This is a genomic window from Pseudarthrobacter sp. BIM B-2242, from assembly GCF_014764445.1.
Taxonomy (GTDB): domain Bacteria; phylum Actinomycetota; class Actinomycetes; order Actinomycetales; family Micrococcaceae; genus Arthrobacter; species Arthrobacter luteus_A.
In genome coordinates this window covers 4,199,634-4,211,833 of the sequence record NZ_CP061721.1, presented here as the reverse complement: position 1 = coordinate 4,211,833, position 12,200 = coordinate 4,199,634, and the positions used below count along the sequence as shown (strand labels likewise).

The window sequence follows — 12,200 nt, the reverse complement described above, 5'->3', positions numbered from 1 at the left end:
AGCACAAACCCTATGAACTTTCCGGCCATAAGTGCTTACCTTTTTCGCTGTCATCGGATCTAAATTGGTAAGCTTCTTGCGTGATTGACCATATTGACAGGAATATTTTGCGCTATCTCAAAGAGGATGGCCGAATGACTGCCACGGCGCTCGCCGCCAAGGTGGGTTTGACGGTGGCGCCATGCCACCGGAGGCTCCGTGACCTGGAAGCGTCCGGGGTGATCCGCGGCTACAAGGCGGACATCGATCCCGCCGCCGTCGGGCTCGGTTTCGAAGCGATTGTTTTCGTCACCCTGCGCCAGGTGGACCGCTCCACCATGGAGATCTTCGAGAACCGCGTGGCTGACTCACCCAACATCGTGGAGGCGCAGCGGCTCTTCGGCTCACCGGACTACCTGCTGAAGGTCATCGCCGAGGACCTGCCGGCCTATCAGCGTTTCTATGACGCCGAGCTCACGTCGCTGCCCGGCGTGGAACGGCTGACATCCACGCTGGTAATGAAGAACCTCAAGTCCAACGCGGGGCCGCCTGTCTAGATTCAGCCCCCGGGACCTCTACTCCTTCAGCAGCCCCGTGGTCCTGTAGGGGATGACCTCGCGCAGGAACATGCTGGTGGACGTCCGGACGATCCCCGGGCAGAGTCTGATTTCCTCCGAGACGCGGTACAGATCGTCAGGGCTCGTGGCCACTACCCGGATCACCAGGTCGGTGTCGCCGGCGGGGGCGTGGCATTCCAGGACTTCGGGGATTTCACGGAGCGCGGCGATGGCTTCGTTGAGGTGGCTTTGGTCCAGTTCGGCACTTACTGCGGCCGCCACGCCGCGGCCAAGAGCGGACGGAAGCACGCGGCTGCTGTTGGGCCGGAGCGCACCCGACGCCGTCATCCGCTCCAGGCGTGACTGAACGGTTCCACGCGCCAGGCCCAGCCGTTGGGCCAGAACCATGATCGGAAGGCGGGGATCCTCGTCGAGGGCGTTAAGGATCCGTTTGTCGGTGGCATCCAATTCCTGCAATGTGATCATTCTCCGTCGGTCCATGCCATCTGCATTGATCAGTCTGACCAATGATTCCTATGCCGGTTGTGCCAACTGTAGGCTGTCTGGTCAAATGGTGGCAACAAGCAGGCAAAGGCTACCGCCGAATCCTGCTGGCTGACAGGCTCCCCGGCACACCACCCGGAAACTGGACACCGCTTCCCGCAAGGAGGCTGCCGCTGATGACACTTGTTCACACCACGGTCATTCTGCAATCACGACAAGAGCCCCTGAACTCCCGGGCGCCGAACCTTCGGCGTCAGCGGTAGCTGAGGGGCTTTTGTGTTGCCCCAATGCGTAGGGTTGATTCATGACTCCAGCCGGGCGCTTTGCCCCCAGCCCCTCAGGGGAACTCCACGTCGGCAACCTCCGCACCGCCATCCTTGCCTGGCTGTTTGCGCGTTCCACAGGCCGGGACTTCCTGCTCCGCGTTGAGGACCTTGACCGGGCTCGTGCGGGCGCGGAGGCAGGGCAGCTCCGCGATCTGGCGGCCATCGGCGTGACCTGGGATGGCGCCGTCGTCCGCCAGACAGACCGCGGTGCGGTGTACGACGAGGCAATCCGCCGTCTCATTGACGCGGGACTGACGTATGAGTGCTTCTGCACCCGGAGCGAGATCCAGGAGGCCCCATCGGCGCCGCACGCACCGCAGGGCGCCTACCCCGGAACGTGCCGCAATCTGAATCCCGCCGAGCTGGAATTCAAACGCTCCATCCGGCCAGCGGCGATAAGGCTCCGCGCGGACGTCGCGGAGTTCACGGTGCACGATGTATTGCACGGCGGGTTCACCGGGGTGGTGGACGATTTTGTCCTCCGCCGAAACGACGGTGTGACCGCGTACAACCTTGCGGTAGTGGTGGACGACGCTGCGCAGGGCGTCGATCAAGTGGTCCGCGGGGATGACCTGTTGCCCTCCACCCCTCGTCAGGCGTACCTTGCGTCTTTGCTGCATATTCCAGTTCCGGAATATGCCCATGTGCCGCTGGTTGTCAATCACGACGGCGCGCGGCTGGCCAAGCGCGACGGCGCCGTCACGCTGGCCGACCTCGCGCTGGCCGGCGTTACTGTGACGGAGGTCCGGAATCACCTCCTGCAGTCCTTGGGGCTGCCGGCCGGCAGCCTGGAGAAGGCCCTTGCCGCATTCGTGCCGGGCAAGCTCCCGCGCGAACCGTGGCTGTGGAGTGGCTTGGGTGCGGACCGCCCGCGCTAGTTTAGGACGTGCCCGGCTAGGACGTGCCCGGCGCGTAGGCTGGAACCATGTCGGAACCTGAATTCACTGAAGCGCACGTCCCCCAGCCGGGATTCACCGTCGAGACCGCCCGGGTTTTGGCAGAGGTGGCGCACAACCGGCAGAAGGACAAGCTCAAGCGGCCCTACCGGGACCACGTGATCGCCGTCGGGGATGCCCTGGCGGATTTCGACGACGATATCCGGATTGCCGGCTATCTCCATGACATCGCTGAGGACACCCCCATCACCCGGCAGGCACTGCTGGAGATGGGCGTTCCAGAACGGGCCGTGGATATCATCGAGCGGGTCACCAACCGGCTGCACGACAACCCTGATGACTATCAGGCCGGCATCCGCTACATTGCGGAGGACCACGACGCCGCCCTCGTGAAGATCGCGGACAACGCCCACAATTCGCTCCCTGAGCGCGTGAAGGCACTCGCCGAGAAGTGGCCGGACAAGCCGCCGGTCACGAAATACCGTGACGCCCGGCCGGTGCTGTACGCAGCCGTGGAGACGGAGGAAATCCGCAAGATCCTTGCCCGCGTCAACCCGTGGCTGCTGGAGGAACTTGATGACCGGCTGGATGAGGACGACGATACCGACTACGAGAACCTCTCCTACGAGTCCTAGCGGACGTCCTTCCAGAGGTCCCGTTCCCAGGCGCGGGGTCATGGATGAGGTGCGGTTCGGCCTCAAAGAGCATGGTGCTGGCATCGCGGATTCCGCTCCAGGGCTGCAGCTGCTGCGGACGGACCGGTTGGCACCAGAGGTTGGCGCCGCGTACGGAATGCCAAGGAAACGGTGAGTGCCGCCGTCGGCGGTCCCCCGCAACTGCCCCTGCTTCGTTCTGACTATCGTGCTCATGCCTGCCGCCTCCACGGCCCGACGTTTCGGGTCATACCGTCACGTTGGCAGCTGTTGCGGGGCCGGTGCAGGGCCGAAAGTCACAGCCTACGAAGCAGCCTCCGCTTCCAGCTTCTGAAGGGCCTGATGGAGCCGTTCCGAGCCCCGGCGTTCGTCAATGACGATTGAGGCGGCAAGCGCCAGGACAATCACCAATAAGCACACCGGGACGGATGCCCCGGCGGCAGCCAGGCCGATGGATCCGGCCAGCACCACCAGCACTAAGGCGGCGACGGTGATGATGGTTCGGTCGGCGCCGACCATCGCGCTGTAAAGCCACGTCAGCGAGAGTTTGAACAGGGCGACGGGTACGGCGATGCTGGCCACAGCTATTGCCGCACTGATGTGCGCCTCATGGTCGATGAAGTAGGCGGCCACGTGCAGGCCTGCGCCGGTGGCCGCTATTGCCGCGAAGATGGGGATATGGCCGTAGCCGAACAGGTATGACCGGTGCCGTCTCAAGTGCAGGGCACGGCCGGCGGGAAGCATGAAGTAGATCCACCACATGCCAAATGCCAGGGCGGTTCCACCGAAGCCAACAAGGGCGGCGTCAACGCTCCAGCCGTGATTGGCCACTATCGCCCGCAGGGTTTCAATCGCCCCGATAAGGCATTCACCCAAGGCGATGATGGCGAGGAGCCCGTAGCGTTCGGCAATGTGATGCGCGTGCCATGGCGTCGTAGCCTTACGTTCCGCGGCGTATGGTGTGGCCATCTCCAGCACGATCAGCGGCACCGTCATGGCGAACGTGGTGGCGATGTCCGCTTCGATGATGAGCACAGCGATCCAGCCAAGCTGGACTACGGCCAGGTACTTCGCGTAGCGCAGGCAGGTCTCGCGGCGGGCAGGGTCCTGTCTCGAAGCCCGCACCCACTGCGTCACCAGGGCAAGGCGCATCAGCACGTAGCCGGCAACAATGACCCTGTTGTCGACGTGGTCTCCTTCCACGAGGGAGTGGAACATGGGTTCGATGCCCATCGTCAGGATCAGAACGCCAACTATCTGCACCATGGTGACTACACGGAAGACGCAGTCGTCGGTGTCGTAGGCGCTCGCGAACCAGGTGAAGTTGATCCAGGCCCAGATCACCGCGAACATCGCAAAAGAGAATCCCAGCAGGCCAACGCCGACGTGGGCTTCCGCGATTTCGTGGGCAAACTGGCTGCCTGCGACTCCGAAGGCAATGACGAAGGTCAGGTCAAAGAAGAGTTCCAGTGGTGTGGCGGTACGGTGTTTTTCGTGCGGGTCCCGGCCACCCATGCTGGCCAAGGCGTGCCGGAGGGGATTGGAGGGCATGCGTCAAAGATTACAGCCGCAGAAACGGGCCCGCCCTATATTTCGAGGCTGCGCGACACGGCTCATCCGGTGCTGCCGCAGAGGCATTGATGCGGCGCGGTGCCCCTCGGCTGTTCAGTCAGCCACAGAAAATCAGGGACGGAAGGACAAAGAAACGGTTCCGGTTCCTGGAGCCGGCGCCCTAACCAAGCCCACTCCGTCACCGGATCTGCCTGTAGTTGGCTGTGGGGCAGGGAGGAGCCAAATTCCCCGTTGTGGAGTCCGTCCGCCATTTGGTCCGGCCAGTGGGGTGGTTCCGGGTCGGGTTGTTCGCTTTGGTAGTGGCGGCCGGTGGGTGAGATCCAGCCGGGCGGTTCGTCCTTGGTGGCTTCGGTGGTTGCCAGGGTGTGGTGTGTTTGAGCTTGTGGTGTTTTGGGGCAGAGTTGGGTCAGGTTTGAAATCCCGGTGGTCCCGCCGTTGGCCCAGGCCTTGAGGTGGTCGGCTTCGTTGTCCAGGGATGGGTTGGAGCAGCCGGGGAACTGGCATTTGCCGTCCCGGAGCCGGAGCCATTGGCGCAGTGCTTTGGGGATCCGGTAGCTTTCCCGCCCGATCTCCAATGGTGCCCCGTCCCGGGGATCGGTCAGGACCCGGCGGAACGACTCGGCACCATTAGCGACGAGGGCGCGGGCCATGGAGGGCGGGATCGGTCCGTATCCGTCGAGGATGGCCGGTTCATCGGTCAGACCCATCAGCGCGAACACCGGAACCGTCACGAGGACCTGGGCTGCCGGTGAGGGAATGTCATCGGCGTTGTCCCCGCCGAGGAGCCAGGCCGCGACGTTATCCGCCCGGAGTTGGGTGAGTGTCCTTGCCTCGGTTGGGCTTTGGAGGGCGCGGGCGGCTGTGGTGGCCCGGTTCCAGATCCCGGCTGCCTGGTCGGCGGGCAGGTAGGCCGAGAGCCAGGCCATCCCGTCCCGGTCCGGGGCATACTCAACCCGCCGGTCCAAGGCGCTCCGGGTGTGGCGTTGTTCGATGCTGACCGGGTGGTGGCGTTCCCGCCAGGTCCTGGCTTTGGCCCGGAACCGGCCCGGGACCATCCCGCCGGCCGCGCCGCGGGCCGGGTTCGGTGCCTCCGGGTCCAGGAAGTGCGCCTCCAGGGCATGGGCGGCGGCGGGCTCGAGGTTGGTGGTTTCGTCGACCATGATCCGGGCGTGCTGCCACGACAACGTCCCGGCCTGAAGGGCCGCCAGCGTCAGCGGCAGGGCCGTGGTGAGGCGGTGGGCCTCACCGAGCAGCCCGGCGGCCGTACGTTCACTGACGGTCAGGGCGCAGGCGACCTCGGCCACCGTGCCCATTTCCTGGGCGGTCTGCTCCTGCGGGGACAAGATGGGCCCCGCGATCACTTGGGCGGCTTCGTCGTACCCGCCGGCGGCATGGACCTTCACAGCGGCGACCATCGCCTCCAACCCGGCCGCGCCGGACAGGACCGTCAGACACGCCTCAGCCTGCCAACGCAGCGGGTCCGAGTCAGCCGCCGAAGGGCCAGCTACAGGAGGTGTGTCGGCCGGATCCGTCCCCCGGAGCACACCGGCCAGCCGCAAAGCAGAAGCCGCGATGGCCTCCAACACCTCTGCACCTGCCCTGTTATCCATACCTCCAGCATGACAAGGGGGTACGACATTCAAGCGGCGCCAGGGGTCCACCCCCCCAAAGGAGTTTGAAAAGTTCTTCGTGCCTTCGGGCCAGACCCGGGCTAGACCCGGCCGAGTGCGTCGATGTCCTCGAGGAAGTCCTGGTGCACTTCCTCGCTGACGGTGGTCCGGGTCTCCCCGATAGCGTCCAGGTAATCCTGCGTGGAGGGCCCCTTCCGGACCGCCTCACGGACTGAAACGCTGCCGCCGGAAGCAGCGCCGCCGTCGTCGTACACTGCCTTTTCGAGCGCACGCTGGGAGGCGCTGCGGGCGGCGTATTCGATGTCTGCGGGGGAGAAGCCCTCGGTCCGCTCCACGAGGAGTTCCACATCGACGTCGTCCACCACGGCGGCGGGGATGAAGCGCTGCCACATGGCTTCGCGGGCCTGGCGGTCGGGGAGGCCGATGGGGATGACGTAGTCGAACCGGCCGTGCCTGAGGAAGGCACTGTCCAGGGCCTTGATGAAGTTCGTGGCGCAGACCAACAGGCGGCCCGGCTGCTCACGGAACGCCGGGATGATTTTCAGCAGCTCGTTGGTGACCCCCTGCAGCGGCGACGGCGGCTCGCCGGACCGCTGGGAGGCGATCTCCTCCACCTCGTCGATAAACACCACGCAGTGCTCCAGCTCGGCGATCTCCAGGAATGTTTCGCGCAGGGCACCGGCGAGCCCCTGGGGATCGGAGGCCAGGCGCGACGGGAAAACCTCCACGAACGGCCACTCCAGCCGGGATGCGATCGCCTTCGCGAACGTGGTTTTGCCGGTTCCCGGAGGACCGAACAGCACCACGGCGCGGGGCGGCACCACGCCGTATTCGTCGGCGAGATCGGCCTCCGCCAGGGGGAGGACCAGGCGCCGCTCGAGGAGCTCCTTTTCCTTGCGCATGCCGGCAACGTTTTCCCAGAGGTCCCGGGCCAGGATCCGGCCGCCGAGCTGGCCCAGCGCGCCGAGTTCCTGGCGCTGCACCGGAATGGTCCGCTCGAAGTAGCGGAGGTTTTTCTTGAGCGCGAAGCCGCGGCTGAGGAACGCCTCCACCCGGGTTTCGGCCTCGGGCATCAGGGCGGAAAGCTTGTTGAGGCCGTGCGGCGCCATCCGGTTTTCGACGGCGGCGAGCAGCGAGGTGCCGATGCCCCGGCCGCGGTACTCCGGCAGCGTGGCGAGGAAAACGATCCAGCCCTGGTCATGCGCTGCACGTCCGACGGCGGCGCCCACCACCATGTCTCCCTGCACCGCCACCACGGCGTGGTCCTTCTCGCACGACGCGAGGACTTCGGAGAGGGCATAGACGGGCTCCACGTCGGAGGCCTTGAGGGTCTCCCACAGGTGCAGGATCCCGTCGAGGTCTGCTGAGTGGAAATCCCTGATCCGCCAGTTGGTCATGCCGTGTCTCCCGGGTGGTTCGTCGTTGAACTGCAGGTTGCGATGCGCGCAGGGCAGCTAGCCAAGGCGCTCTGCTGAGCATAAGCGATCTGCCCGCCACGATGGGTTGCGGGAGGGTTGCGTTACACGGGAGGCGCTGAGGTCAGACCGCCGGCTTGATGTTTTGGTTGATATGGAAGAGGTTATCGGGATCGTATTTCGCCTTGATGCTGGCCAGGCGCTCGTAGTTACCGGCGTAGTTGTCCTTGATCCGGGACTGGTCATCGGCGTCCATGAAGTTGATGTACGCTCCGCCTGCACTGTGTTCGTGCAGCGCCGTGCTGTAGTCGCGCACCCAGCGCACGTTCGCCTCGTTGTGCGCAGGATCCTCCCACATGCCGGCGATCACGGCGGCGATGTCGGCATCCCGGTACGGGAAGGCCGTGGCATCCTTTGGCACCCGCTGGACTGCACCGTTGATGGCATAGAAGTGGTTGGCCGTCTGCGGGCTGGGCACGCCTTCGCCGAAGTGCTTGGCCACCTTGATGACTTCGTCGCTCATGGTGGGCAGGAATTCAGCCTTCCAGTGCGCCTGGAGCCCCTTTGGAAGGGACTCGTCGAACAGCGTGTTGAGGACCGGGTAGGGGAGCAGCCCCACAAACGAGCCGGCCACGGGCGCGACGTCCAGGAATGGCTGCCACTGCCGCGGTCCCTCGTCCTGCGGGCCGGTCCAGCCGCCCACAATGACCACTACGGGACGTCCGTGGTACTCGGCCGGCAGGAAGGGGACTTCGGGGCCCTGATGGACGCCGAGGAAGATGCCGAGCTCCTCCGGTGCCGAAGCGAGTGTCTCCCGGTACAGCTGCCCCACGGCCTCGACGTGTTCGAGCAGATAGATGACGACGCCGCCGTACACAATATCCACCGGGTGCAGGTTGAATTCGAGGGACGTGACAACACCAAAGTTTCCGGTTCCGCCGCGGAGTCCCCAAAAAAGGTCCTCGTTTTCGGTGGCGCTGGCTACCAGGAATTTTCCGTCTGCTGTGACCACGTCGGCGGATTTGAGGTTGTCACAGGTCAGCCCGTATTTCCTCGAAAGGTAGCCGATCCCGCCGCCCAGGGTCAGGCCCGCCACTCCGGTGGAGCCGATGATGCCGCCCGTGGTGGCAAGGCCGAACGCGTGGGTGGCGTGATTGAAATCGGCCCAGGTAGTGCCTGCTTCGGCCCGGGCAGTGGCGGCGGCCGGGTCCACGCGCACTCCCCGGCGGTTGACGAAATCAATAACCAGGCCGTCATCCCACGTGCCGAAGCCGGGGGCGCTATGGCCGCCACCGCGGACTGCGATGTCCATTCCCGCATCGCGGGCGAAGTTCACTGCCGAGATCACATCCGCTACCTGGGAAACCGGGAGTATGGCGGCCGGGCGCTTGTTGATCATCCCGTTGTAGACGGCGCGGGCTGCGTCATAGTCCGTATGCTCCGGCGTGATGAGGGGTCCGCGTAACTTTTCCTGTAAAGCCTGCAGGGTGCTGCTGTTCATGGTGAACTCCAAAGCTTTGTGAACGCTGAGGTGTTCAGGCACCACGCCCCGCCAGCTGGCCGTACCTGATGTGGAGTTGTGAGACCGGTGCACCGCAACAGATGGGTGCGGCCTGGCCGCATGCTCTGCCGTGGCGTGCTTTGTCAATGCGCGGCTGCGGGATCCAGCCAGGACCGGACGGGCGTTACTGGCGCCTTACTTCCTGAAGGTGTCTGCGGCCGGGTTGGCGACCACCGGGGCGGTGCCCGTGAAGCCGTCGCGGGCCTCGGCGATTTCGCGGATGCGGTGGCGGCAGGCGTACCAGCCGAACACCATCAATACCGAGGCGATGGCCGTGACCAGCATGGTGAGCGGGGACTCGAGGAAGACCATCACCAGCACGCCCACCAGGAACAGCAGGGAGAGGTAGCCGGTGTACGGGGCGCCGAACATGCGGAAGGAAGGGCGTTCGAGCCAGCCCTTGTCAGCCCAGCGTTTGAGCTGGATCTGGCAGAGCACAATGGTTGCCCAGGTCATGATGATGCCCACGGACGCCACGTTGAGCACGATCTCGAAGGCCTGTGCGGGCACCAGGTAGTTCAGCGGAACGCCCAGCAGGGAGACTCCGGCGGTGATGGCAATGCCGCCGTAGGGGACGCCGGCTTTGTTCATCCGCCCCGCGAACTTCGGCGCGGAGCCGTTCACGGACATGGAGCGAAGTATGCGCCCGGTGGAATATAGGCCTGCGTTGAGGGAGGAGAGCGCGGCGGTGAGGACCACAAGGTTCATGATGACGTCCACGCCCTGGATGCCGATGGAGCCGAAGAAGGTCACGAAGGGGCTAACGCCCTTCTCATAGGACGTGTACGGCAGCAGCAGGGCGAGCAGGATGACGGACCCGACGTAGAAGACGGCGATGCGGAAGACCACGGAGTTGATGGCCTTGGGCATGATCTTTTCGGGGTTCTCGGTCTCGCCGGCGGCGGTGCCCACGAGTTCGATGGAGGCGTAGGCGAACAGGACGCCCTGCATCAGGATGATCATGGGCAGGAGGCCGTTGGGGAACACGCCGCCGTTGTCGGACAGGAGGCTGAGGCCCACCTGCTGGCCGTCCACGGGGGTGCCGAAGATGACGAAGTAGGTTCCTACGACGAGGAAGACCACCAGCGCGGCGACCTTGATCAGGGCGAACCAGAATTCCATTTCGCCGAAGACCTTGACGGAAACGAGGTTCAGGGCGAGCACCACCAGCAGGGCGATCAGTGCCCATGCCCACTGCGGAACCGCTGCCATCCAGGGGATGTAGTTGCCGAAGAAGTTCATGTACAGGGCGGCCGCGGTGATGTCCACGATGGTTGTGGTGGCCCAGTTGATCCAGTAGAACCACCCGGAAACGAACGCAGCCTTCTCGCCGAAGAATTCACGGGCGTAGGAGACGAACGAGCCCGACGACGGCCGGTGGAGCACCAGTTCGCCCAGCGCCCGGAGGATGAGGAAGGCGAAGAAGCCGCAGACCGCGTAGGCGATGACGAGGGACGGCCCGGCGGCGTTGAGCCGGCCGCCAGCTCCAAGGAACAGGCCGGTGCCGATGGCCCCGCCGATGGCGATCATCTGGATCTGCCGGGGCTTGAGGTTCTTGTGATAGCCCTTGTCCTCCGCGTGCAGAGCGGATTCGGTGGCGTGGGCGTGGCCGCCGTCGATGATGTGGTCGGGGAGGGGGGTGGGGGGATTAGTCATGCGTGTGCCTTACTTGCTGAGGTTGGCGAGGCGTTCGGGGCTGAGCAGGTCCTGGAGCTGGGTGTCCGTGAGCAGGCCGTGTTCGAGGACGAGTTCCGCTACGCCCTTGCCGGTGGCGAGGGCTTCCTGGGCGATGGCGGTGGCGGTGGCGGTGGCGTAGCCGAGATGGGGATTCAGGGCGGTGACCAGGCCGATCGACTGCTCGACGGTGAGGCGGAGGTGGTCGGTGTTGGCGGTGATTCCCCGGACGCAGCGGGCCGTGAGGGTGCGGCAGGCGGCTTCCAGGTGGGAGATGCTCTTGTGGAGGCTGTGGACAATAATCGGTTCGAAGGCGTTGAGCTGGAGCTGGCCGGCCTCGGCGGCCATGGTGATGGTGACGTCGTTGCCGATGACCTCGTAGGCCACCTGGCTGACCACTTCCGGGATCACCGGGTTGATCTTGCCGGGCATGATGGAGGAGCCGGACTGGACGGCGGGGAGGTTTATTTCGCCGAAGCCCGCGCGCGGGCCCGAAGAGAGAAGGCGGAGGTCGTTGCAGATCTTGGAGAGCTTCACGGCCACGCGCTTGAGAACGCCGGACAGGTGCACAAAGGCGCCGACGTCCTGGGTGGCCTCGATGAGGTCGACGGCGGTGACCAGCGGCAGTCCGGTGACTTCGGCGAGGTGCCGGCAGGCGGTCTCGGCGTAGCCGGCCGGGGCGTTCAGGCCGGTACCGATTGCTGTGGCGCCGAGGTTGATTTCGTGGATGAGCAGTTCGGCCTCGGCCATGCGCAGGCGGTCCTCGCCAATGGTGATGGCATACGTGCCGAATTCCTGGCCCAGGGTCATGGGGACGGCATCCTGAAGCTGTGTCCGGCCCATCTTCACCACTGTGCGGAATTCCAGCGCCTTCTCACCGAACGCCTCCTCGAGTTCGGCCAGTGCGTCCAGCAGTTTCCGGGCGGCGAAGATGGTGCCCAGCTTCACGGCCGTGGGGTAGACGTCGTTGGTGGACTGGCTAAGGTTCACGTGGTCGTTCGGGTGCAGGCGGGCGTAGTCGCCCTTGGGGTGGCCGAGGATTTCCAGCGCCCTGTTGGCAATGACCTCGTTGGCGTTCATGTTCGACGACGTCCCGGCCCCGCCCTGGATCACGTCCACCACAAACTGGTCGCTGAGTTTCCCGGCCATAACGTCCTGGCATGCCTGTTCGATGGCTTCGGTGCGTTCGGCGTCCAGCAGGCCCAGCTCGTGGTTGGTACGTGCAGCCGCGAGTTTCACGGCCGCAAGGCCGCGGACCAGGTGCATGTTGGAGGACAGCGGCTGCCCGGTGATGGGAAAGTTCTCCACGGCGCGCAGCGTGTGGACGCCCCAGTATGCGTTGAAAGGGATATCCCGGTCGCCCAGGAGATCGTGCTCGGAGCGGATTTCCGGTACAACGTCAGTGGACTCAAGAGTGGTCAGGGTTGGCATG

At 65.0% G+C, this 12,200-nt stretch carries 9 protein-coding genes and 1 pseudogene; 3 read left to right on the top strand and 7 right to left on the bottom strand.

Translation table 11 applies throughout. The annotated features are described in order from the left end of the window. Positions 1-80 precede the first annotated feature (80 nt). Positions 81-536: an Lrp/AsnC family transcriptional regulator gene (locus tag IDT60_RS19415; RefSeq protein ID WP_164204058.1), complete on the top strand. Its 456-nt coding sequence runs from the start codon at positions 81-83 to the stop codon at positions 534-536. A gap of 18 nt (positions 537-554) precedes the next feature. Here IDT60_RS19415 and IDT60_RS19410 read toward each other — a convergent pair whose 3' ends face one another. After that, positions 555-1,022: an Lrp/AsnC family transcriptional regulator gene (locus tag IDT60_RS19410; RefSeq protein ID WP_164204060.1), complete on the bottom strand. Its 468-nt coding sequence runs from the start codon at positions 1,020-1,022 to the stop codon at positions 555-557. Positions 1,023-1,344: 322 nt separating this feature from the next. Between IDT60_RS19410 and gluQRS the strand changes: the two genes are divergently transcribed. Continuing rightward, entirely contained in the window at positions 1,345-2,244 is a 900-nt protein-coding gene (gene gluQRS / locus IDT60_RS19405) for a tRNA glutamyl-Q(34) synthetase GluQRS (RefSeq protein ID WP_191080301.1), read from the top strand. Between the two features lie 47 nt (positions 2,245-2,291). Further along, positions 2,292-2,897, top strand: a complete 606-nt coding sequence (locus IDT60_RS19400) for a phosphohydrolase (RefSeq protein ID WP_191080300.1) — start codon at positions 2,292-2,294, stop codon at positions 2,895-2,897. A gap of 321 nt (positions 2,898-3,218) precedes the next feature. Here the strand turns inward: IDT60_RS19400 and IDT60_RS19395 are convergent, their stop codons facing one another. From IDT60_RS19395 to IDT60_RS19370, 6 genes and pseudogenes are all read right to left on the bottom strand, one after another. Further along, complete coding sequence (locus IDT60_RS19395) at positions 3,219-4,466, bottom strand: low temperature requirement protein A (protein ID WP_191080299.1); 1,248 nt, start codon at positions 4,464-4,466, stop codon at positions 3,219-3,221. Between the two features lie 62 nt (positions 4,467-4,528). Continuing rightward, a pseudogene (locus IDT60_RS19390) lies at positions 4,529-6,097 on the bottom strand (DUF222 domain-containing protein). Positions 6,098-6,198: 101 nt separating this feature from the next. Further along, a complete protein-coding gene (locus IDT60_RS19385; protein ID WP_164204071.1) occupies positions 6,199-7,515 on the bottom strand; it encodes an ATP-binding protein in 1,317 nt (438 codons plus the stop codon). Positions 7,516-7,657: 142 nt separating this feature from the next. Further along, entirely contained in the window at positions 7,658-9,034 is a 1,377-nt protein-coding gene (locus IDT60_RS19380) for an FAD-binding oxidoreductase (protein WP_191080297.1), read from the bottom strand. A 195-nt stretch (positions 9,035-9,229) separates the two neighbouring features. Continuing rightward, positions 9,230-10,750, bottom strand: coding sequence for an amino acid permease (locus IDT60_RS19375; RefSeq protein ID WP_191080296.1), 1,521 nt, complete (start codon positions 10,748-10,750; stop codon positions 9,230-9,232). A 9-nt stretch (positions 10,751-10,759) separates the two neighbouring features. Continuing rightward, on the bottom strand, positions 10,760-12,199 hold the full coding sequence (locus IDT60_RS19370) for an aspartate ammonia-lyase (RefSeq protein WP_191080295.1): 1,440 nt from the start codon (positions 12,197-12,199) through the stop codon (positions 10,760-10,762). Position 12,200 lies beyond the last annotated feature (1 nt).